Origin of the sequence: Ferrimonas sp. SCSIO 43195 (assembly GCF_023716685.1) — a bacterium.
GTDB classification, from domain to species: Bacteria; Pseudomonadota; Gammaproteobacteria; order Enterobacterales; family Shewanellaceae; genus Ferrimonas; species Ferrimonas kyonanensis.
On the sequence record NZ_CP072679.1, the window covers coordinates 627,393 to 647,812 of the forward strand.

20 protein-coding genes and 1 tRNA gene are annotated in these 20,420 nt (G+C 57.2%); 7 read left to right on the forward strand and 14 right to left on the reverse strand.

What is annotated here, in order from left to right:
* Positions 1-22 precede the first annotated feature (22 nt).
* A complete protein-coding gene (locus J8Z22_RS02980; RefSeq protein WP_252008706.1) occupies positions 23-418 on the reverse strand; it encodes a (deoxy)nucleoside triphosphate pyrophosphohydrolase in 396 nt (131 codons plus the stop codon).
* Positions 419-536: 118 nt separating this feature from the next.
* On the opposite strand from J8Z22_RS02980, the gene J8Z22_RS02985 reads away from it, so the two are divergent.
* The 3 genes from J8Z22_RS02985 to J8Z22_RS02995 all read left to right on the forward strand — a co-directional run bounded on the left by J8Z22_RS02985 (position 537) and on the right by J8Z22_RS02995 (position 3,505).
* Positions 537-884, forward strand: a complete 348-nt coding sequence (locus J8Z22_RS02985; protein WP_028114223.1) for a hypothetical protein — start codon at positions 537-539, stop codon at positions 882-884.
* 145 nt (positions 885-1,029) lie between these two features.
* The gene (locus tag J8Z22_RS02990) at positions 1,030-1,758 is read left to right on the forward strand and encodes an FAD-binding oxidoreductase (protein WP_252008708.1); all 729 of its coding nucleotides are present in this window, start codon (positions 1,030-1,032) and stop codon (positions 1,756-1,758) included.
* A gap of 205 nt (positions 1,759-1,963) precedes the next feature.
* A complete protein-coding gene (locus J8Z22_RS02995; protein WP_051252843.1) occupies positions 1,964-3,505 on the forward strand; it encodes a diguanylate cyclase in 1,542 nt (513 codons plus the stop codon).
* 14 nt (positions 3,506-3,519) lie between these two features.
* Here J8Z22_RS02995 and J8Z22_RS03000 read toward each other — a convergent pair whose 3' ends face one another.
* A complete protein-coding gene (locus J8Z22_RS03000; protein ID WP_252008710.1) occupies positions 3,520-4,449 on the reverse strand; it encodes an S-adenosylmethionine decarboxylase proenzyme in 930 nt (309 codons plus the stop codon).
* 432 nt (positions 4,450-4,881) lie between these two features.
* On the opposite strand from J8Z22_RS03000, the gene J8Z22_RS03005 reads away from it, so the two are divergent.
* On the forward strand, positions 4,882-5,211 hold the full coding sequence (locus tag J8Z22_RS03005) for a hypothetical protein (RefSeq protein ID WP_156897096.1): 330 nt from the start codon (positions 4,882-4,884) through the stop codon (positions 5,209-5,211).
* 4 nt (positions 5,212-5,215) lie between these two features.
* On the opposite strand, the gene J8Z22_RS03010 is transcribed toward J8Z22_RS03005, so the two are convergent.
* On the reverse strand, positions 5,216-6,163 hold the full coding sequence (locus J8Z22_RS03010; protein WP_252008712.1) for a LysR family transcriptional regulator: 948 nt from the start codon (positions 6,161-6,163) through the stop codon (positions 5,216-5,218).
* A 97-nt stretch (positions 6,164-6,260) separates the two neighbouring features.
* On the opposite strand from J8Z22_RS03010, the gene J8Z22_RS03015 reads away from it, so the two are divergent.
* The gene (locus tag J8Z22_RS03015; RefSeq protein WP_252008714.1) at positions 6,261-7,448 is read left to right on the forward strand and encodes a multidrug effflux MFS transporter; all 1,188 of its coding nucleotides are present in this window, start codon (positions 6,261-6,263) and stop codon (positions 7,446-7,448) included.
* Positions 7,449-7,497: 49 nt separating this feature from the next.
* Here the strand turns inward: J8Z22_RS03015 and J8Z22_RS03020 are convergent, their stop codons facing one another.
* The 6 genes from J8Z22_RS03020 to fkpA all read right to left on the reverse strand — a co-directional run bounded on the left by J8Z22_RS03020 (position 7,498) and on the right by fkpA (position 14,187).
* Positions 7,498-8,463: an ABC transporter permease gene (locus J8Z22_RS03020; protein ID WP_028114217.1), complete on the reverse strand. Its 966-nt coding sequence runs from the start codon at positions 8,461-8,463 to the stop codon at positions 7,498-7,500.
* 2 nt (positions 8,464-8,465) lie between these two features.
* The gene (locus J8Z22_RS03025) at positions 8,466-9,578 is read right to left on the reverse strand and encodes an ABC transporter permease (protein ID WP_028114216.1); all 1,113 of its coding nucleotides are present in this window, start codon (positions 9,576-9,578) and stop codon (positions 8,466-8,468) included.
* Complete coding sequence (locus J8Z22_RS03030) at positions 9,575-11,152, reverse strand: ABC transporter ATP-binding protein (protein WP_028114215.1); 1,578 nt, start codon at positions 11,150-11,152, stop codon at positions 9,575-9,577. The genes J8Z22_RS03025 and J8Z22_RS03030 overlap by 4 nt, the downstream gene beginning before the upstream one ends.
* An 80-nt stretch (positions 11,153-11,232) precedes the next feature.
* Positions 11,233-12,237: a BMP family protein gene (locus tag J8Z22_RS03035; protein ID WP_028114214.1), complete on the reverse strand. Its 1,005-nt coding sequence runs from the start codon at positions 12,235-12,237 to the stop codon at positions 11,233-11,235.
* A 377-nt stretch (positions 12,238-12,614) separates the two neighbouring features.
* Positions 12,615-13,313, reverse strand: a complete 699-nt coding sequence (locus J8Z22_RS03040; protein ID WP_028114213.1) for an MOSC domain-containing protein — start codon at positions 13,311-13,313, stop codon at positions 12,615-12,617.
* A gap of 82 nt (positions 13,314-13,395) precedes the next feature.
* Positions 13,396-14,187: an FKBP-type peptidyl-prolyl cis-trans isomerase gene (gene fkpA, locus J8Z22_RS03045; protein ID WP_252008716.1), complete on the reverse strand. Its 792-nt coding sequence runs from the start codon at positions 14,185-14,187 to the stop codon at positions 13,396-13,398.
* 174 nt (positions 14,188-14,361) lie between these two features.
* On the opposite strand from fkpA, the gene J8Z22_RS03050 reads away from it, so the two are divergent.
* Positions 14,362-14,907: a YaeQ family protein gene (locus tag J8Z22_RS03050; protein ID WP_252008718.1), complete on the forward strand. Its 546-nt coding sequence runs from the start codon at positions 14,362-14,364 to the stop codon at positions 14,905-14,907.
* 3 nt (positions 14,908-14,910) lie between these two features.
* Here the strand turns inward: J8Z22_RS03050 and J8Z22_RS03055 are convergent, their stop codons facing one another.
* The 5 genes from J8Z22_RS03055 to J8Z22_RS03075 form a co-directional block, all read right to left on the reverse strand.
* Positions 14,911-15,339 carry an HIT domain-containing protein gene (locus tag J8Z22_RS03055; RefSeq protein ID WP_028114210.1) on the reverse strand — a complete coding sequence of 143 codons (429 nt, stop codon included), beginning with the start codon at positions 15,337-15,339 and terminating at the stop codon, positions 14,911-14,913.
* Positions 15,340-15,348: 9 nt separating this feature from the next.
* On the reverse strand, positions 15,349-15,870 hold the full coding sequence (locus tag J8Z22_RS03060) for a phosphatase PAP2 family protein (protein ID WP_051252842.1): 522 nt from the start codon (positions 15,868-15,870) through the stop codon (positions 15,349-15,351).
* An 84-nt stretch (positions 15,871-15,954) separates the two neighbouring features.
* On the reverse strand, positions 15,955-17,841 hold the full coding sequence (locus tag J8Z22_RS03065; protein ID WP_035416187.1) for a DEAD/DEAH box helicase: 1,887 nt from the start codon (positions 17,839-17,841) through the stop codon (positions 15,955-15,957).
* 291 nt (positions 17,842-18,132) lie between these two features.
* Positions 18,133-18,759 carry a glutathione S-transferase family protein gene (locus J8Z22_RS03070; protein ID WP_252008720.1) on the reverse strand — a complete coding sequence of 209 codons (627 nt, stop codon included), beginning with the start codon at positions 18,757-18,759 and terminating at the stop codon, positions 18,133-18,135.
* Positions 18,760-19,440: 681 nt separating this feature from the next.
* Positions 19,441-19,516, reverse strand: a tRNA-Phe gene (locus J8Z22_RS03075).
* Positions 19,517-19,682: 166 nt separating this feature from the next.
* On the opposite strand from J8Z22_RS03075, the gene J8Z22_RS03080 reads away from it, so the two are divergent.
* Positions 19,683-20,183, forward strand: coding sequence for a prolyl-tRNA synthetase associated domain-containing protein (locus J8Z22_RS03080; protein WP_252008722.1), 501 nt, complete (start codon positions 19,683-19,685; stop codon positions 20,181-20,183).
* The last annotated feature ends 237 nt before the right edge of the window (positions 20,184-20,420 follow it).

The window sequence follows — 20,420 nt, forward strand, 5'->3', positions numbered from 1 at the left end:
GGAGTATGGTCAGGCTGTGACCTTATTCCTGTGGTAATGCGTTGATAAGGGCCTGCAGCAGTGGCAGATCGGCCGCGGCCAGGGTGGTGGTGTCCACGTCTTCGGGGGCGAGCCACTGCCATTGATCATGGCTGCCGGTGAGACGGATGGGTTGTGGCTGCCAGGGGCACAGAAATCCATGCAGGCGTACGCCTTTACTGCCGTAGTGATGTTCGTTGCAGCCGAGGCTGGGGCCAACGGTCAGGCTAATGGTCAGCTCTTCCATCAGCTCTCTGGCCAGCGCTTGCTGCAGGGTTTCTCCCGGCTCCTGCTTGCCGCCGGGAAACTCCCATAAGCCCCCTTGACTGCTGTCGGGGTGACGCCGGGTCAGCAGGAGTTTGTGACCGTCAAAGATCAGAGCACAGGCAACATCGAGCATTGAGGGAACCTTATTCGAATGGGGCGGGTCAACAAAAGCAGCCTCAGTTTGGTAGTATTCAATCAGGAATTCAATAACCTTCCTAACAAGAAGGCATCGAGTAAGGAGAGCTCAACTCATGAACCGGGATAGGGATCTCAGCCGCCCCTGGCTGAAAGCCTGGATAGCGTGCCTGTATCTGCCGTTAGGCATTCAGATGATGTTTTGGTTAATGGCCCTCGGGGCGGTGGATTTCAGCTTGCCGTCGACGTTGGCGGAACTGCCCCGGATGCTGCTGCGCTATTACGTGTCGGTGACCGTGTTGCTGTATCCGGCGTTTTTCCTCTATGGCTTGTTTTATTCGCTGCATCAGAATCGGTGTGGATGGCCGGCATGGAAGGTGATGGTGGCCAGTCTGATCCCGTTTCTCAGCGCCGCCCCGTATGTGCTGGTGATCGAGGTTGGTGGTTATTTTTCCGGTCAGTAGGGAGAGTGAGATCACAGTGTGAAGCTGACAACCTCCTGCAGCGATTCCAGCTTCCGAGCTGGATCACACTGTTGGCGTTGCCCCTGTGCAGCGGCTCAGGTGGCGGTTTAGACTGCGGCAAAGCGTACTTCATTAAGGTGTCATGATGCAGCCGACCACTGCCACCGTTGTCAGTGCACAGCGGGTCAATCAGGACGTGTACCACGTCCGCCTTCAGCCGCAACAGCCGCTGTCAGCCACTGCGGGCCAATATGTTGAGATCTGTCTGGATAACGGCTGGTGTGTCCCCTATTCCATGGCCAACTGCCCGCGACCTGATGGCGAGCTGGAGTTGTACATTCAGCACTTTGCCGATGGTGCTGCCTGCCATCAGGTGATTGAAACCCTGACCAGTCGCCGCGAGGTACCGATTCTGGTGGATGGTCAGGTGAGCTACCAGCCCCATTGGGACAATGATCCCCTGGTGGTGCTGTCGGCGGGCTGTGGAATCAGTCAGTCGCGCAGCCTGATCGAGGCCCGCCTGGCCTCCGGTTCGGCGCAGCCGGTGTATCTGTGCTGGGGCGGCCGGGACGAGCAGGAGTTGTTTGAGTTGCCGTTGCTGGAGCACTGGCTGACGGATCCAAGGTTTATGGCGGATCTGACCCTGGAGCAACCGCCACAGGGTTGGAGCAACAGTCAAGGTTATGTGGTGGATGTGGCCCTGAAGCGACTGGCGTGGATGACCCCGCTGGAGCGTCGTCGTGCCAAGGTGGTGATGACCGGCTCGCCGACCATGGTCGACGCCACCATCGCGCGCATGGAGCAGGCCGGTTTCTGCCGTGCCAATCTGTTGGCCGATCAGGACTTCTACCAGCCCCGCACCCTTAACGCCTGACCCCCTCCCTACATCAACGCCTCTCCAGAGGGGCGTTGATGCTCATTTTTGTGCCAAAAATCAGTGAACGTGCCACACTTTATAACATTGGTGCAGGCTGAGGATCCGTCTGGTTTTCCCCGAGAGGGGGGATCAGTGCGGATCCTTTTTCGCTGAATTTACTGTTTCAGTGCCTGAGGTTTTGTTGTTGTCGTAAGGCTGGTTAATGACCCTGAAGCGTCTGGCGTTGCTGCTGTCCATGGTGTTGGTGTTGGTGCTGGTGGCCAGTTATTGGTTGCTGCGGGCGCTGGTGATCATTCCGATGCTGGAACGGGAAGTGGCGGCATTGCAGTGGCATGAAACCCTGACGGTACAGCAGTGGTTGACTCAGCAGCAGATGGTGGTGACCGAACTGGCCGCCTCTCCCGGTTATCGTGACTGGGCGTCTCTGGCGCTGGCGGGGCAACCGGCGCCACTGACTTTCAGTCGCGGTGAGGAGGTGGCGCTGCTGTATCAGCCGGATTTGTCACTGGCCGGATTCAGCGCCCGTGAGCCGATGGTGGCGGAGCAGTTTCCCCTGCTGGCGGCGGGGGCGCCTTATGTGCGGGCTCGATTGATGCCGGCGATGTTGCCGGAAACCGCCATGGAGCGTACCGGGCTGCTGCGTTCCGGTAACCAGTTGTACAGCTTCAGTGCCTCTACCGTGTGTGCCGGCCAGGGCCAGGGATGCAGCAAGGGCTATCTGCTGTTGCTGAAACCTCTGCCCAGAGCGGAGATGACCCAGCTGTTCGATCGCCTGGGGATTCGGGTTGAGGTTCGGGCGGCCACCATCGACGATCAGGCTTTGCCTCGCCTGTTTGAGATTAACGGCTTCGAGGAGCCGCTACCGGTTCGCAATCTGCTGTTAAACGATGCGCTGTCTCGCGGTGGCTGGGTGATCACCATCGAGCACGCCGCCATGGTCAACCGAGGGGTAGAGAAGCGCGAGTGGATCGCTTTTGGATTGCTACTGGTGTTGTTACCTGCAACCAACTTCTTGTTATGGCGCGTGTTTGTCACTCCCATCGAGTTTGGCAGTGCTCAGTTGCGGCAGATGGAGCGGGAACAGCACTACCGTAAGCTGCCGGTAAAGTTGTATGTGAAGGAGTTTCGACACCTGTTGAATGCCTTCAATGGCTTGATTACCCGGGTTGAAAAGCAGCGTCAGCAGTTACAAGACCTCAGCCAGACCGATGCCCTGACGGGACTGGCCAACCGCCGTGGTCTGGATTACTTCTGTGAGCGCGAATGGCGCCGATTGTGCCGGGCTCGTTACGGTGGTGCCGTGTTGATGCTGGATATCGACGATTTTAAAGCCTACAACGATGAGTTTGGCCATCAGGCCGGTGACGAGTGCCTGATGACGGTGGCCCGAGAGATTAAACGAATGGCCCGGCGAGGCGAGGACATTGCCTGCCGTTACGGTGGTGAGGAGTTTTGCATCATTTATGTGGAGATACAGGCCGATACCATGGAGAAGCTGGCGGAGTCGCTGCGCCACCATGTGGAAGCGTTGAATAAAAGCACCGCCATGATTAAGCGCCATCTGACCGCCAGTATTGGCGTGGCCCTGGTGGATCCCGGCGTCGATCTAGGCAAACAGTTCAACAATTTTGAGCAGTTGATTCGTATTGCCGATCAGCAACTCTACCTGGCGAAACAACAGGGGAAAAATCGGGTCAAATTATGGCGCATGCGCGCGGAAACACCGCAGGATCAGCAAGCCTGATCCTGCGGGCCGACTCAGAGACGGGTGGCGCTGCGACAGGCTGAGGTTGGCTTGACGAAATGCGCAAAGCGCATACGGTAGCCGCAGCTGAGATCCTGCTGAGCCTGATCGATGCAGACCACACCGGGTTGATGATCGAGAAACTGCTCCTGATTGAAGCTGATCAGATCGTAGCTGTCCGGTTGCAGGGTACTGAGCAGATGACCCAATACCTGTTGGGCCTGCCGCTGAGGCAGGTTGGTTTCAAAGCTGACGTAGGAGCTGTTCTCCTGTGGGGTGATGTGCATGGTGGCGTAGCGGTCGCCGTTGATGGCGTTCATGGAGTAGCCAAAGGGCTCAAACAGGAAGTCGCCCACTTCAAACCCCGGCAGCAGCTGCGACCAGTTCAGCCGCTGGCGAATCCCTTCCAGACTCTGATTGTTGCTGCGCAGGTAGGCGGCGGCATCGCCATTGATGTGATACATCAGCAGTTCGACGGTGGCATCGTTCTGAGGTGGCTCAAATGGGCGATCCAGGTGGTAGACGTAGTTGTGGTGACCATCCAGATAGCCGAGTTGGTAGCAGCAACCGTCCAGGTGCCGATCCAGGGCCTGCAGGTCTTGCTCGAAAGAGCTTTTCTGCAGGTGAGACTGGTACTCGTTCTTGCGCTGGTAACTGAGCATGGCCAGCTGCTGCTTGGGAAAGCGATCCAGAAAACTGATGACCGCATCCACCAGCGTGGTGGTGCCGCAGGTCAGCATCAGGAAGCGATCGTCCCAGACAAACAGGCTCGATTCACTAAGCAGGTAGGCATCACAGTGGTCGTTATGCACCGACGACAGAATGGTGGCGTTGGCTTTGGCAACGATCTGGTGCCAGAACGGCTGTTCCAGCTGTCGCAAAGAAGGTTGACCGGGTTGGAGAACCACCTCGATTTTCTTTTCAGAACCTTCAAAAAATTGCATTGCGTGTCTTACTCCTGTTGAAGGACTGCTCGGTCAATGGGAGCAGTGAAGTCGGATTAGCAGAAGGCTTCTGCCTCCCCTCAACAAGTTTGGTGCTCCTGTGTGAGTCTGAATCAAACCGGTCACTCTCGGTTGTGTCAGACGGAGCCACCTCCCCATCTTTCTTGTTCACTCCCTCGATCGCGATGGCGATAAAGACCCTGACCGCGGGAGTGCCTATGCCCAAAGGGCAATGGGGCCGGATTATACACAAATTTCCAGTGTGGCTCATGGCCCTGACCTAGACTTAACAGACGTTGTTAGCCGACGCGCTGTCGTCATTATGTCATCGGGCGGTAATGAAAACCGCATATTGATTATCGAGGTTAGCGGAGCGTCGGTCAAAGTGCGAAATCGGCCGTGGGCATTGGGCCGAGTCTGGGGGGAGTGAGGATGAGAGAGTGGATGGGACGGGTGATGGGGGTATTGCTGCTGCCGGCCTTTTCGGTATCGGCTGAAGCCCAGTTGCTGCTGACGGAGCAGCGCTGTAGTGACGGTCAGTGCCGGTTGGTGTGGCAGTACGATGGTCAGTGGCAGGCCTCTGGGGAGTCGTTGCTGGCGCTGTATCAGGAGGCGGAGCGCTACGGAAATGGCGCCGTACAGATTCGGGAGGATCTGGCCTCTCGAACTTTGATTGTTACCGTGGATCAGTTACACCCAACTCAGGTAAAGCAACATAACCCGGCGGGTCTGGCTTGCGCGACGCCAGCCTGTGAACCTTGAGCTTCTAGGCGACAGGCCGCTCCCATGCGGTGCTGCGATCGACGATGAACTCCCTGAGCCAGCGGTGTGCCGGATCCCGGGACAGGTGCTCGGGCCAACCCAAGAGATTACTCAGCGGCGCCATTTTCAAAGGCAGTGGCAATTGCACCAGGTTGTGGGTGGAACAGACCCGGTCGGCAAAACTGCGGGTACAGGTAAACGCCAGCTCACTGTGCTGGCACAGCAGGGCGGCCGAGTAGAAGTCTGAGGTGCGCATGGCCGCGTCCAGGTGGTGGCCGGTTTCCGCCAGTACCTGATCCAGCAGCCAGGAGTCACTGCCTTCACACTCAATTTTCAGGTGCGTCAGGCCGACGTACTGCTCCAAATCCCAGGGTTGTTTCAATACCGGGTGCTGCTGGTGCACCAGGCAGACGTGATCATCTTGATTAAGCTCAATGCTCTCCAGTTGCTTTGGCAGGCTGGAGACGTGAAACGGGTGAGGCGAGCGGGTGTCGTTGTCCCTGGGAAAGATCGCCAGATCCACTTCGCCCCTGCAGAGTTTATCCAGACCCACCGAGTCCCAGGTTTTGGTTTCCAGCATGATTCCCGGCGCTTCGCTCATCAGGGGGCCGAGGAAGCGTGGCAGCAGGGTGGCGAAGCAGGTCTCGGTCATCGCCAGTCGAAATCGTCGCTGACTGGTACCGGGATCGAATCCCTGGGGTTCCAGGATGTCGTCGGCCATTGCCAGCCATTGTCGAATCCTCGGCTCCAGTGAGCGGGCCCTCGGAGTCGGAGTGAGCCCCTTGGGGTGGCGAACGAACAGGGGATCACCGAGTTGCTGTCGCAATCTTGACAACTGCTTACTGACGGCGGACTGAGTCAGACACAGTTTTTCGGCGGTGCGAGAGACGCTGAGCTCCTCCATCAGGGTCAGCAAAATTCTGAGCAGGTTCAGATCGGTATGGCGCAGCATGATATTCCTTTTGGGACTATCCAGTTAGGATTATTCGTCATTTTAATTCATATCCAGCAAGCCCTACAATAGTGACCATCATCAAGTAGGAGTTTGCATGCGTTTAAGAAATCCATTGCCGCTGTTTATGATGATGGTGTTGTTTTCACCATTGGCCATAGACATCTTTTTACCCGCGATACCAGAGATGGCCGAGGCGCTGTCGGTGCCTGTTGCCTGGGTGCAACAGAGTCTGCCGATGTTTATGCTGGCGTTTGGGGCCGGACAGTTGGTCGCCGGTCCGCTGGCGGATCGCTATGGCCGTCGTCCGGTGGCGTTGGTGGGAACCCTGCTGTACGTGGCGACGTCGGCCATGGCGGCGCTGGCAACGGATTATTCGATGTTGATGCTGTCGCGACTGGGACAGGGGTTTGCTGCCTGTGCCTTGTCGGTGGCCGCCTTTGCCGGTGTTCGCGATCACTTCGGTGCTGAACGGTCCAAGCCGATGTTCAGCTACCTCAATGGGGTGATCTGCATCGTTCCGGCGGCGGCACCGCTGTTGGGTGGATTGTTGACTCATTGGTGGGGCTGGGCCTCCAACTTCTGGTTTATGGCCGGTTACGGCGCTTTGGTGAGCTTGCTGCTGTGGTTGATGTTGCCGGAGACCCGTCCCGCAGAAACGCGCTCAGAAGGCCGTTTGCTGTCTCTGAGCCGATATATGAGCGTGGTGTCGGTGCCGACGTTCCGTTTCTATGCGGTGCTGGCAATGCTGGGGATGGCGATGATCATCGGCTATGTGTCGCAGTCGCCTACCCGCCTGATGGTGGAGTTGGGGCTGGATTCCCGCAGCTACGCCATCTGGTTTGGCTGTAACGCCGTGGTCAACATTGTTGCCGCCTTTACCGCACCGAAAATGGTCGGCATCGTCGGCCAGAAGCGGTCGTTGTGGTTGGGCGTCATCCTGATGGCGGCGGCCGGTGTGGCCGAATACAGCCTGCGAGAGTCGATGCAGCCTCTGGCCTTCATGGGGCCGGTGTTCGTCGCCAGCATCGCGTTCTCGTTCCTGATTGCCATCTGTGCCGGCAGTGCGCTGGCTCCCTTTGGCGACCGTGCCGGTACTGCGTCGGCGCTGCTGGGCCTGTTTCAGATGACCGGGGCGGCGATCGTGGTCGGCGTCTTTGGTGCCAGCGGCCTGACGGCGGTGGAGCAGCTGTCGTTGATGATGGCACTGCCCCTGGCCTGGGTGCTGGTGTGCAGGGTAACCCGAGGCCGCGAGATGATGCGGCCCGCTTCGGCACAGGCCTAAAAAAACGGCGCCCTTCGGGCGCCGTTTTTGTAGCGTGGAAACGTCGCTGTTAGCGAGACTTCACGTACGGGGTACCGACGGCTTTCGGGGCCACGGAGCGGCCGATAAAGCCAGCCAGCAGCAGCACGGTCAGGATGTAAGGCAGGACCTCGATGGCCTGTACCGGCACTTCGCCAATGCCTGGCAGAGACACACCCTGCAGGCGGATGGCAACGGCATCCAGGAAGCCAAACAGCAGACAACCGAACATCACGGTGACCGGGCGCCACTTGCCGAAGATCAGTGCTGCCAGGGCGATAAAGCCTTTACCGGCACTCATGTTCGGTACGAAACCGGCGTTCTGTCCGGTGGACAGGTAGGCACCGGCGATACCACACAGGATACCGGCGATGATCAGGGCGCGGTAACGCAACCAAGCCACGGAGATACCGGCGGTGTCGACCGCGTGCGGGTTTTCACCCACCGCCCGCAGGCGCAAACCAAAGCGGGTGCGATACAGGATCCACCAGCACACGGGCACCAGGGCAAAGGCACCGTACACCAACAGGTTATGGCCGGACAGCAGGGTCGAGTAGATGCCGCCAATCACCGGGACGTCGGCCAGGGCATCGGCAAACGGGAAGTGAATGGGGTTGAAGCGCTGATCGTCGGTCAGGGTTGGAGTCTGGCCACCGAGTCCGAACCAGTAGCGGCCCAGGGTGATGGTCAGGCCGGCAGCCAGAATGTTGATGGCCACACCGGAAACCACCTGATCACCGTTGTGGGTGATGGAGGCAAAGGCGTGAATCATCGACATGCACACGGCGACAAAAATCGCGGCCAGCAGTCCCAGCCAGACACTGCCGGTGACCGAGGCGGTGGCTGCCGCCGCAAAGGCCGCAGACAGCATCTTGCCTTCCAGGGCAATGTTAACCACACCGCTTCGCTCGGAGAACATGCCGGCCATGGCGGCCAGCAGCAATGGCGTGGATACCCGCAGGGTGGCGTCCAGAATCAGAATGATATTCTCAAACATGGTTATGCCTCCGCCTGAGCTTTGGGGGTGATCATGGCAAAGCCTTTCTCCAGGTACGGCTTGAGCATGTACTCAAGGGCACCACAGAACAGAATTACCAGCGCCTGTACCACGACCACGATGTTGCGATCCAGTTCCGGGAATTCAAACGCCAACTCGGCGCCACCTTGGAACAACAAACCAAACAGGATGGAAGCCAGGATGATGCCCACCGGGTGGCCACGTCCCATCAGGGCAACGGCGATACCGGTGAAGCCGTAGCCGGCGACGAAGTCCAGCTTCAGCTGACCGCTGTAGCCCTGCACTTCATTGATGCCCACCAGGCCAGCCAGGGCGCCGGAGATCAGCATGACGATCACCGTCAGCTTCTTGGGATCGATGCCGCCATACCGGGCTGCGGTCGGGTTGCTGCCCAGGGCTCGAATGGCGAAGCCCCAGCGGGTGTGCCAAAGCAGAACCCACAGGAATACGCCGGCCAGCAGGGCGATAATGAATGACAGGTTCAGGGGAGAGGCTTCAAACTCGATGCCAAACCATCCGAGAATCTCATGCATAAACGGCAACTGCGCGCTCTGCTCGAAGATCCGTGATACCGGTGCCATCTGACCATCCAGCTTGAGCACGTTGACCATCAGGTACACCATCAGCGACGAGGCGATGAAGTTGAACATGATGGTGGTGATCACGATGTGGGAGCCACGGTAGGCCTGCAGGTAAGCCGGAATCAGGGCCCACAGGGCACCAAACAGCATACTGGCAATCATGGTGATGGGCAGCAGGGCCCAGAACGGCAGGCTGGCATCCAGGGCCAGACAGGCGAGACCCACGCCCAGACCACCGATGTACGCTTGACCTTCACCGCCGATGTTAAACAGGCCGGCGGAGAACGCCAGTGCCACACACAGGCCGGTAAAGATGAAGTTGGTGGCGTAGAACAGGGTATAGCCGATACCCTCTTCGTAACCCAGGGCGCCGTACAGCATCACTTCAGCGGCTTCGACAGGGTCGATGCCGATGAACAGGAACACCAGGGCGGAAACGGCAAATGCCATTGTTACGTTCAGCAGCGGCATCAGGCCTACGTTGGCCCATGCCGGCATTTTGGAGTCGCTCACGCTGCATCTCCTTCGGCCTTATCGGCCTGTTTCAGTTCATCAGGGATGACGTTAGCCATCATCATGCCCAGAATCCGTTCGTTGGCTTTGTCGGCGGCCACTTCGCCTACAACCTGGCCGTCAAACATCACGATGATGCGGTCGGACAGGGACAGTACTTCATCCAGCTCAACGGAGACCAACAGGACCCCTTTGCCTTCGTCGCGCAGCTCGATGAGCCGCTTGTGGATGAACTCGATGGCGCCGATGTCCACGCCTCGGGTAGGTTGACCCACCAGCAGCACGTCTGGGTTCTGGTCGACTTCACGTGCGATGATCAGCTTTTGCTGGTTACCACCGGAGAACAAAGAGCTTCGCAGATTCGGGTTGCGCGGACGCACGTCCCATTCGTCCATCAGGCGGCTGCACTCGGATTCAATGACCTTGGTTTTGGTCAGAACAGCGCCGTTGTACTTTTTCTGCTCGTGATAGCCCAACAGGGCGGATTCTTTGGCGGTAAATGGCTTCACCAGACCCATGGCGAGGCGATCTTCCGGTACGTGGGCCACACCCAGTTCGCGAACCGCTTTGGGATCGCTGGGGTGTTGGGCATCGATGACGGTGGAACCAATGGTGACCTGGCCACTGGTGGGTGTCATCAGGCCGCTGAGCACTTCCATCAGCTCAGACTGGCCGTTGCCGGAGACGCCGGCAATGCCGACCACTTCGCCGGCCTTGAGGTCGATGTTGACCTTCTTCAGCAGTTCTACACCACGATCGTCGACCACCGTCAGGTCTTCGGTCTTGAGCAGAGTCTGCTTGGGCTTGGCGGTTTCCTTGTCCACTTTCAGGCGAACCTTGCGGCCTACCATCAATTCTGCCAGCTCTTCCTTGTTGGTCTCTTTAGTGACCACATGCGAGACCATGGCACCCTGGCGCATGACCGAGACATTGTCGGTGGCGGCCAGGATTTCCCTCAGTTTATGGGTGATCAACAGTACCGTGACCCCCTGGTCGCGCAGGGCGTCCAGAATTCGGAACAGGTGATCGGTTTCCTGAGGGGTCAGAACCCCGGTGGGTTCATCCAGAATCAGAATGCGGGCGCCACGATACAGTGCTTTCAGAATTTCCACCCGCTGTTGCAGGCCTACGGGAAGGTCTTCGACAACCGCATCGAGAGGCACATCCAGTTGATATTCTTTGGCGAGACGCGCCAATTCTTTACGGGCTTTGGTCAGGCTCCCTGCCAATAAAGCACCTTCCTCGGCGCCCAGAACGACGTTTTCCAATACCGTGAAATTGTCCACCAACATGAAGTGCTGGTGCACCATGCCGATGCCGGCGGCGATGGCCAGCCGCGAGGTTTTGATTTCACACTTTTTACCGTCCACCAGGATGTCACCTTTATCGGCTTCATAGAAACCGTAGATGATGTTCATCAGGGTGGATTTGCCGGCGCCGTTTTCGCCGATGATGCCGTGGATAGTCCCCGCGGGGACCTGCAGGTCGATGTGATCGTTGGCGTGTACTGCGCCAAAACGTTTATCGATGCCACGCAGTTCCAGGGCGAACGGTTTTTCAGTTCGGTCTGACATAGCAGAGTTCTCTTTGCGATCTGGCTGAGATGCAGGGAGGGGAAACCCAGGGGCGCAGCCCCTGGGCTTGGAGCAGTAACTTAGTAGTTACAGGTGTTGTCGCTCATGTAGTCATGAACAACAATGTCACCGGACTTGATCTTGTCGGAGATGGCAGTCAGTTGCTTTTCCATCTCAGGGGTAACCAAGGAGCGGTTGTAGTCATCCAGTGCCCAGTCAACGCCGTTTTCTTTCAGGCCGTTGGCGTGGATACCCGGTTCCCACTTGCCGTTCTGGTAGTCTTCGAACATGGTGTAAGTGGCCAGACCGACGCGCTTAACCATGGAGGTCAGCATCACACCTGGGTGCAGGTAGTTCTGGTTGGAGTCAACACCGATGGCGAACTTGCCTTCGTCTTTCGCGGCTTGGTAAACACCTACGCCAGTACCGCCGGCAGCGGCGAAGACAACGTCAGCACCCTTGGTGAACTGAGACTTGGCCAGTTCGGAACCACGGGCTGGATCGTTCCAGGCAGCAACGGTAGAACCGGTCATGTTCTGGAAGACTTCGGCGTCTTTGCTGACGAACTTGGCACCCTGCTCATAACCACAAGCGAACTTGCGGATCAGAGGGATGTCCATGCCACCGACGAAGCCCAGTTTTTTGGTTTCAGACTTCATGGCTGCCAGGGCGCCAACCAGGAACGAGCCTTCGTGCTCTTTAAACACGATGGACTTCACGTTTGGCAGGTCTACTACAGAATCGATGATTACAAATTCGGTTTCTGGGTACTTCTTGGCGACCTTTTCCAGGGCGGTGCCGTACATGAAACCTACAACGACGATGGGGGTGAAGCCACGCTTTGCCAGGCGCTCCAGACCCTGTTCGCGCTGGGCGTCGTTGGCAGGTTCGAACTCACGGATCTTCAGGCCTTTGTCGTTGTTGAATTTGGTTACACCATTTTCAAATACGGCTTGGTTGAAGGATTTGTCGTACTTACCAGTGACGTCATAGGCAACAGCGGGCTTAAAGTCCACAGCGCCGGCGACAAAGGAGGTCAGAGCCAGAGTTACTGCCGCGGCAGTAGAGGCAATTGCTTTCATCATCAAGTCCTCGCGAATTGTAGTAATTTTCTTTTAGCAACTTTCAGTCATAAAAGTTGATGTGACAGGCTTATAACGTCCCCACCCATGCTTCAAGCAGCGTGTTTAACTTAGCTTGGCTTGTGTGACTTGGGTCACGTTATTTTTGGCTTTCGTTCGAAAAGTGGTCGATTTGACGAGATTTTTGGTTTGAAAGTGACTGACGGAAAAAACGCCATTCGTGGTAATATTACGAAAAAAGCCACTGAATAGGTTGGGTGAACGGGATTTTTGCCAGTTGTGTTAGCGACAGTTTTGAGAGTTTAAAACGAAGTTCTGCTTTTTTGAGTCGCCGCTAAGTTGAATTTGAGCACAAACTCAACTCAACGGCTAAATAGGGTTCACTGGCTGGTTGCTGGGTGACCGAACAAGCGTCGACTCCAATCCGCAACCTGTTCGTTTTCCAACCATTTTATGGCGTGATTTTGCCACACCTGTGTCAATTTGGGATGATCTGCCAGGCGCTGTAACTGTTCCGGTTGGCGTTGCTGGCCATAGAGAATCTCCATGCAGCGTGCCACGCTCAGGCCACGCTCATCCTGATGCACCCGCTGCAAGTGGTCACCCGGCCTGATTTCGCCCGGAGTGATGACTCGGAAAAACCAACCGCTGCGCCCGGTCAGCTGCACTAACATCGCCAGTTGGCTGTAGTCAAAGCGGGTATTGATTTTATGGCAGGGGCAGCGCGGTTCGCTGACCTCCAGTAACACCTCGCCTATTCGAAAGCGGTCACCGATGCAGACGTTACGTTCGGTCCAGCCGGTTTCCGACAGGTTTTCGCCAAAGGCGCCGCCGCGAAACGGGGTCGGGCTGGGCGTCAGCGCCAGTGATTGCCACATCTGTTCCCAGAACGGGTAGTGCTCGGCCGGGTAGTAATGGAGGGCGCGATCGCTGCCGCCATGGAAGCGGGGATCGGCCACCTCATCTTCGGTCAACCCCAGAGGGGAGCAGTATTGTGGCAGGCTGATTGCGGTTTTATGGATGGCGCTGGTTTCGGAGCCGAAGGCGGCGCTTTTGCCGCTGTAGAGGGTGACGGACATGGGCACAACTCCCTTTAAGATAATGAAGCGGAAAGGAGATAAAAAAAGGCGCCATCAGGCGCCCATTTGTTGCTGACTCAGCTTAGTGCTCTTCCAGGCCGATATCCTGCTTTTCCTGAGACGGGATGCCCAGCAGCTCCACCTCAAACACCAGGGCGGCGTTGCCAGGAATGGAGGCGCCAGCACCGCGCTCGCCGTAGGCCAGCTCGGACGGGATGTACAGCTCATACTTGGAGCCAACGTTCATCAGCTGCAGGCCTTCGGTCCAGCCTTTGATCACGCCGTTCAGTGGGAAGCTGATGGACTCACCACGCTTGTAGGAGGAGTCAAACTCGGTGCCGTCGATCAGGGTTCCTCGGTAGTGAACCTCAACGGTGTCAGTGGCGGCAGGCTTGGTGCCGTCCCCTTCGGTGAGGACTTTGTATTGCAGGCCGGATTCGGTGACCTTAACGCCTTCTTTTTTGGCGTTCTCAGCCAGGAAGGCTTCGCCTTCGGCTTTGGCTGTCTGGGCTTCTGCGGCTTCTTTTTCCTGAGCGACCTTGGCGATGCGGGCGTCAAACGCTTGCAGGGTTTCGGCCAACTGCTCTTCGGTCATCTTGCTGTTGCCTTCCAGACCGGCTTTGATGCCTTCCAGAACGGTGGCGTTATCGATGACGATATCCAGCTCTTTCAACTGGTCGAAGCTCTGAGCCAGGTTGGCCGCAAAAGAAGCGCCCAAAGCGTAGGCGGTCTTTTGGTCTTCGTTGGCCCACTGTTGGGACTCGGTGGCTGCCGGCGCTGCGTCAGCTTTTACTTGTTCGGTTTTTGCTTGCTCCTGGCAACCTGCCAGAGCCACGGCCGCACTAACCAGGCCGATCTTAAATAGAGTACGCATTGGATTCTCCGGAAAAATGTCCCATCTACTATTAGGGCTCAGCCTTGATTATGCAAGGGTTGTTAAGGAAATCAGCACATAAGACAGAAAATTTGCCTGCGGGTTCCCACTCAAAAAATAATATTTGTGGGTACAATACCGGATTATTCTGAACTGAAACTGGATGCCCGAATCATGGCTCTAAAAGCGACGGTGTTTAAAGCCCACGTCGAACTGGCGGATATGGACCGCCATCAATACCTTAATCAGAGTTTGACCCTGGCCCGTCATCCCTCTGAAACCGATGGTCGTTTGATGGTGAGACTGCTTGCATGGTGCCTGTACGCCGAGGAGCGGCTGGAGTTCACCAAGGGCTTGTGCGCCGATGACGAGCCTGAGCTGTGGCTGAAAAACAACGCCGGTGAGATTGAGTTGTGGATTGAACTGGGGCAGCCGGATGAAAAACGGCTGAAAAAGGCCTGCGGCCGTGCCAGGCAAGTGGTGCTGTTTAACTATGGTGAACGCTCGGCCAAGGTGTGGTGGCAGCAAAACCAGGCCAACCTCAGCCGCCTGGACAACCTGAGTGTCTGGAGCCTGAGCGATGAGGACTTCAACGCACTGGCGGAGTTGGCCGGTCGCAACATTAAGCTGCAGGCCAATATTATGGATGGCCAATGCCTGTTGTCCACCGAGTCCGGCTCCATCAGTGTTGAGCCCGAATGCCGACAGAAGTCTCAGTAGGGCTTAGGAAGCCGGCTTAAATCGCTCCAGTGGCGCCAGCCACTGTTGCCACTGCTGGCGCTTTTCCTGAAGTTGTTGTTCCGATTCTAATACGCCCGGGTGGGCACCCCAGATGGGACCCGGCCAGGCATCATCTTGCTGAAAGCGGGCGACATGATGCAAGTGCAGTTGTTCAACCACGTTGCCCAGTGAGGCGACATTGATTTTGTCCGGTGACAGTCGCTGTTCCATCACGGTGGCAACGTTGCATGACTCTTTCATCAACTGTTGCTGGGCATCGACGCTCAGGTGATGAATTTCGCGGATGCCATTTTGTTTGGGAACCAGAATCAGCCAGGGGTAACGGGCGTCCTTGGCCAGGCGAACCTGGCACAGGGGCAGTTCACCCACCAGCACAGAGTCCTGTGCCAGTCTTTCATGCAGTTGGAACATCGTGCTCTCCTAAAAATGAATCTGGCCCACTAAGCCAGCGGTGTCGCCGTCATAGTATGGACTGATGGCGACGTTGGGGTGGGGGCTAACCAGAAAATAGTTGAAGGCCATGCCGATGGCTGCCCCCGCTAACACATCCACCACTTCATGATTATCTGATTGAACGCGAGCGTAACCGGTGTAGCTGGCCAGCAGGTAGGCGGGCAGGCCGTAGTGCCAGCCATAACGGCGCTGCAGGAAGCCTGCGGCACTGAAGGTAATGGCGGCGTGGCCACTGGGAAAGGCATCGTTGTCTTCGCCGTTGGGGCGCTCCTTGTCCACCAGGGCTTTGAGCCCGTAGGTGGTCAGGGTGGTGGCTCCCAGGCTATAGCCGAGCTGCCACAGACCGTCGGTATCGTCTTCGGCAAAGTAGGCGATGGAGGCCGCGGCGGCCGGCAAGGCCAGCTCCAGTACATCGCTGCTGGTTTCGGTAAATGAGGCGTGAGCCAGCTGACTGAGTGTCAGGGTAAAAGCGAGAATCCAGTGTTTCATACAAAAAAACTGCCGTCCTATAAAGGACGGCAGCTTATCAGACCCTGTGCATCAGCTAAAGAAAGCCGATGCTAAAACAGTGGCTTAATTATTGAAGTCACGCTGAGGGCGTTGACCGCGATGGCCGCCATCTCGACGCTGGCCACCGTCACGGTTGCCATCACGGCGACCACGGAAGTCACCGTCACGCCGTGGGCGACGTTCACCATCGCGATTGCCACGGAATTCACCTTCACGGCGAGGACGACGTTCGCCATCACGGTTACCACGGAACTCCCCATCACGGCGAGGGCGACGATCGCCATCACGCTCTGGGCGTGGTGGAATCTGCTCGTTGGTCACCTGGCCGTCAATCTGACGGTTGCGAATGCGAACCTTACGCAGATCGGTTTTGGCATAAGGAGGCATGTCGGCCGGCAGCTGCACCAGAGTGTGGCTGTCGAACAGGCGAATCTGACCAATCAGACGGCTTTCCATCTGCAGTTCATTGGCAATGGCACCGACGATGTCTTTAACCTGAGCACCGTGCTCTTTACCAACCGCCAGACGGTAGGTATCGAAGTTGATGTTCTCACGACGTGGACCACGCTCGCGACGCTCACCGCGATCCGGGCGATCGCCACGGTCACGACGCTCGAAACGAGGCTCTGGATCCGGCTTTGGCTTAAGCGGCTTCTTGCGCTGACGCTCGAACAGCAGGGCGGCGGCCAGGCTCAGGATGTCCTGCTCGGTCTTCTCTGCCATGTTGGTGAGCATCTCTTTCAGCTCGTTCAGGTCACGCTCTTCAACACACTTGACCAGCTCTTCCTGCAGACGGCCAACGCGGTGGCGTCCCAGTTCTTCGGCGCTGGGCAGGTCCATTGGAATGATGGTGCCCTTGGTCTGACGCTCGTAGTTGCGCAGCAGACGCATTTCACGTGGGCGGGCAAACAGAATCGCCTCGCCTTCGCGACCGGCACGACCGGTACGGCCGATACGGTGCACGTAGGACTCGGAGTCCATCGGCAGGTCGTAGTTCACAACGTGAGTGATGCGAGGCACATCCAGGCCACGGGCAACCACGTCGGTGGCGATCAGAATGGAGATCTTACCTTTATGCAGCTGGGCAACGGTGTGTTCACGTTGCTGCTGGCTCATGTCACCGTTCAGGGCCGCGGCACGGAAGCCAAGACCATTGAGGTGGGCGGCCAGATCAACGGTGTCGCCACGGGTACGGACGAACACGATCATGGCGTCATAAGGCAGGGTTTCAGCCAGACGCTCCAGGGCGGTCTGCTTGGAAACACCGGTCACCTTCCAGGCTTTCTGGGTGATGTTGGCCTTGGTATTCTCGTTAGAGGCAATCTTAACGTGCTTAGGATCTTTCAGGAATCGGTTGGCGATTCGACGGATCTGCTGAGGCATGGTGGCGGAGAACAGGGCCATTTGGGCGCTGTCGTCCAGGTGCTCCAGGATCCATTCGATGTCTTCCAGAAAGCCCATGTTGAGCATTTCGTCGGCTTCGTCCAGAACGCAGCATTTTACGTTTTCCAGATCGAGGCTACCGCGACGAATGTGGTCCATCAGGCGGCCAGGTGTGGCCACAACCACTTGAGCTCCGCGCTCAAGATCGCGCAATTGAGGACCGTAAGGCTGACCACCGTACAGGGTAGTCAGGCGCAAACCTTTCAGGTTTACGGCAAATTCTTCCAAAGATTTTGCTACCTGGATAGCCAGCTCACGAGTAGGAGCCAGAACCAGCATCTGCACATGGCGCTTGCTTGGGTCCAGACCTGCCAATGCAGGCAGACCGAATGCGGCGGTTTTACCGGTACCGGTTTGGGCTTCGCCCAGAATGTCGTTGCCTTCCAGCATGAAGGGGATGGCTTGCGCTTGAATAGGCGTAGGAGCGGTAAAGCCCAGGTCAGTTACGGCCGCAAGCAGAGGTGCCGGCAGATTTAAGCCAGCAAAATCAATAGTGGTGTCAGACATGTATATCCAATCAGGTTGTCGCAGATGCGCTGCGATACAAAATAATGAGGCGTTAGCCCAACCAACAACCCATATAGCCGCCCTGGCCGGCAGACGTTGTTTGGCGCTAATTGCCTCCCAATAGGGAGAGTGATCCCGAGGGCGCGCATATTACTCTTACTGGAAGGAATTGCAAGTGTTTTGTTGAAAAAAACATCAGGCAAAGTTGACCACCGCCCGAAAAATAGGCGAAAAGACTGAAACAGTTTCGCCCCTTGGTCACTTGTGCGGTTTTGTCTGCTGAGATCCGGCTCAGTTTTCCAGTGCGGCACTCTCTTTTGCCAACCCGGCAGCCAGGGCCGGACGGGCGGAGACTCTGGCCCGATAGTCATTCAGACGTTCAGAGAGTGGCAGCTTGAATCCCTTGGCCCAGTTGAGGGTGTGGGTAAGCAGGATGTCGGCGACGCTGAACTGATCGCCCAGCAGAAAGCCGTGTTCCGGTACGTTGGGCTCAATCTGCTCGCAGGCCTTGTCAAACTCCCAGGCTGCGGTGTCGATCACCGCGCTGACGCGTTTATCTTCCGGCAGGGCAAACTTATGTTTGCCTATGGTCCACAGCGGCTGCTCCAGTTCGCACAGGACAAAGATCATCAATTGGTGGTGCAGGGCGCTGGCATCGCTGCCGGGTTGAGGAAGCAGGCGGTCCTGACCATACTTTTGCGCCAGGTGCAGGCAGATGGCGCCAGACTCAATCAGGGTGAGATTGCCGTCGGTCACTGCCGGTACTTTACCGGCTGGGTTGATACCGAGAAACGCCTCTGACCGGTGGGTGCCCTGATAGAAGTCCACCAGCGAGTAGTCCCAATCCAGGCCCAGCTCTTCCAGTAGCCAGGAGATGCGCAGCGAGCGGGTGCGAGGGTAGCCATACAGGGTGATCATAAGGTGTCCTTTTCCTTCGAGTCTGGTGATGATTAACCTAAAGGCAAAGCACGGCGGCATCAAGGGGCATCGCTGAAGCGTTCACGGCCTCGCATCTTGAAGGGGGGGAGGGCGCGACCTGGGTAACCTCGCAGGGGGTGGCCCCAAGGGCAAGGTCATCGTATGGGGGCGCCCAGCCTAAGCGAAGCGCCGTGAGATTACCGGGTTGGGCACCCGGCTCGGGCCTCAACAGCCCGCTGAAACGAAAAAAGCGCCAACCTTGCGGTTAGCGCTTTCTCTTAATATGGTGCCTCGACCCGGCAACGGAGGGAGGTACGACCGGAGTAACATCGCTTGCGATGGCCCGAAGGGCAAGGTCATCAACGGGGCCGCCCAGGCCAGGGACACGCAGCTGGCACAGCTGCTAAACGAAAAAAGCCCCTGAACTTTCGTTGGGGCCGCCTAGGTCAGGGCTTCTTCAAATATGGTGCCTCGACCCGGCAACGAAGGGAGGGACGACCGAAGTAACATCGCTTGCGATGGCCCGAAGGGCAAGGTCCAACGCAGTAACGCCGCTTGCGGCGGTCATCGAACCAAGCGAAGCGCCGTGAGATTACCGGGTTGAGCACCCGGCTTCGGGCCTCAACAGCCCGCTGAAACGAAAAAAGGCTCCGATGTTTCCATCAGAGCCTTTCTCAAATATGGTGCCTCGACCCGGAATCGAACCAGGGACACGGGGATTTTCAATCCCCTGCTCTACCAACTGAGCTATCGAGGCAACGGGGGTGTATTAAACGGATTTCCCCTGACTGAGTCAACCGTTTTTTTTATAAACTCGAGCGCCTGATGGAAAATCATCCATCCTATGAGTGATGGCGGAGTCGTGTGGACACTGGCTTCGGGGCACTTTAGGGTATGAAGACCGATACCGTGACGCGAAAATCATGAACATAGAGTCTTTGCTGGAAAGCCACGACATAGAGTTTGAGAAGTTTGAACATCCGCCGCTGGAGACCTGTTGCGATGCAGACAGATTGCAGCTGCACCGCCCTGGTCAGCGGCTTAAAAACCTATTTTTGAGAGACAATTACGGGCGTCGTCATTTTTTGCTGATCACATCGGCGGATAAGGCGGTGGACCTTAAGGCGTTGTCCCGTCAGTTGTCATTGAGCCGCCTGGGGTTTGCTTCCGCTGAGCGGCTGTCCAGGTACCTGAAAGTGAGGCCGGGTTGTGTTTCTCTTTTGGCGCTGGTGAACGATCCCGAGTTACAAGTGGAGCTATGGTTAGATGAATCGGTATGGCAAGGGGAGGCGTTTCAGTGCCATCCCCTGATTAATACTGCCACGCTGGTTTTGGAGAAAGCTCAGGTAGAGCGCTTTCTGCAACTGACGAACCACATTCCGGTCATAATGCCCATCCCCCAACAGGCGGCTATGCCGTCCTAGGCTACTCCGACAGCCCCCGGAAACGAAAAAGCGCCAACCTTGCGGTTAGCGCTTTCTCTGAAAATGGTGCCTCGACCCGGCAACGGAGGGAGGTACGACCGGAGTAACATCGCTTGCGATGGCCCGAAGGGCAAGGTCATCGTACGGGGCCACCCAGGTCAGGGACACGCAGCTGGCACAGCTGCTAAACGAAAATAGCCCCTGAACTTTCGTTGGGGCCGCCTAGGTCAGGGCTTC

Excerpts from the sequence above, each read along its gene's own strand:
- J8Z22_RS02980 (WP_252008706.1), bottom strand. The coding sequence starts at position 418 with ATGCTCGATGTTGCCTGTGCTCTGATCTTTGACGGTCACAAACTCCTG.
- J8Z22_RS02985 (WP_028114223.1), top strand. The coding sequence starts at position 537 with ATGAACCGGGATAGGGATCTCAGCCGCCCCTGGCTGAAAGCCTGGATA.
- J8Z22_RS02990 (WP_252008708.1), top strand. The coding sequence starts at position 1,030 with ATGCAGCCGACCACTGCCACCGTTGTCAGTGCACAGCGGGTCAATCAG.
- J8Z22_RS02995 (WP_051252843.1), top strand. The coding sequence starts at position 1,964 with ATGACCCTGAAGCGTCTGGCGTTGCTGCTGTCCATGGTGTTGGTGTTG.
- J8Z22_RS03000 (WP_252008710.1), bottom strand. The coding sequence starts at position 4,449 with ATGCAATTTTTTGAAGGTTCTGAAAAGAAAATCGAGGTGGTTCTCCAA.
- J8Z22_RS03005 (WP_156897096.1), top strand. The coding sequence starts at position 4,882 with ATGAGAGAGTGGATGGGACGGGTGATGGGGGTATTGCTGCTGCCGGCC.
- J8Z22_RS03010 (WP_252008712.1), bottom strand. The coding sequence starts at position 6,163 with ATGCTGCGCCATACCGATCTGAACCTGCTCAGAATTTTGCTGACCCTG.
- J8Z22_RS03015 (WP_252008714.1), top strand. The coding sequence starts at position 6,261 with ATGCGTTTAAGAAATCCATTGCCGCTGTTTATGATGATGGTGTTGTTT.
- J8Z22_RS03020 (WP_028114217.1), bottom strand. The coding sequence starts at position 8,463 with ATGTTTGAGAATATCATTCTGATTCTGGACGCCACCCTGCGGGTATCC.
- J8Z22_RS03030 (WP_028114215.1), bottom strand. The coding sequence starts at position 11,152 with ATGTCAGACCGAACTGAAAAACCGTTCGCCCTGGAACTGCGTGGCATC.
- J8Z22_RS03035 (WP_028114214.1), bottom strand. The coding sequence starts at position 12,237 with ATGATGAAAGCAATTGCCTCTACTGCCGCGGCAGTAACTCTGGCTCTG.
- J8Z22_RS03040 (WP_028114213.1), bottom strand. The coding sequence starts at position 13,313 with ATGTCCGTCACCCTCTACAGCGGCAAAAGCGCCGCCTTCGGCTCCGAA.
- fkpA (WP_252008716.1), bottom strand. The coding sequence starts at position 14,187 with ATGCGTACTCTATTTAAGATCGGCCTGGTTAGTGCGGCCGTGGCTCTG.
- J8Z22_RS03050 (WP_252008718.1), top strand. The coding sequence starts at position 14,362 with ATGGCTCTAAAAGCGACGGTGTTTAAAGCCCACGTCGAACTGGCGGAT.
- J8Z22_RS03055 (WP_028114210.1), bottom strand. The coding sequence starts at position 15,339 with ATGTTCCAACTGCATGAAAGACTGGCACAGGACTCTGTGCTGGTGGGT.
- J8Z22_RS03060 (WP_051252842.1), bottom strand. The coding sequence starts at position 15,870 with ATGAAACACTGGATTCTCGCTTTTACCCTGACACTCAGTCAGCTGGCT.
- J8Z22_RS03065 (WP_035416187.1), bottom strand. The coding sequence starts at position 17,841 with ATGTCTGACACCACTATTGATTTTGCTGGCTTAAATCTGCCGGCACCT.
- J8Z22_RS03070 (WP_252008720.1), bottom strand. The coding sequence starts at position 18,759 with ATGATCACCCTGTATGGCTACCCTCGCACCCGCTCGCTGCGCATCTCC.
- J8Z22_RS03080 (WP_252008722.1), top strand. The coding sequence starts at position 19,683 with ATGAACATAGAGTCTTTGCTGGAAAGCCACGACATAGAGTTTGAGAAG.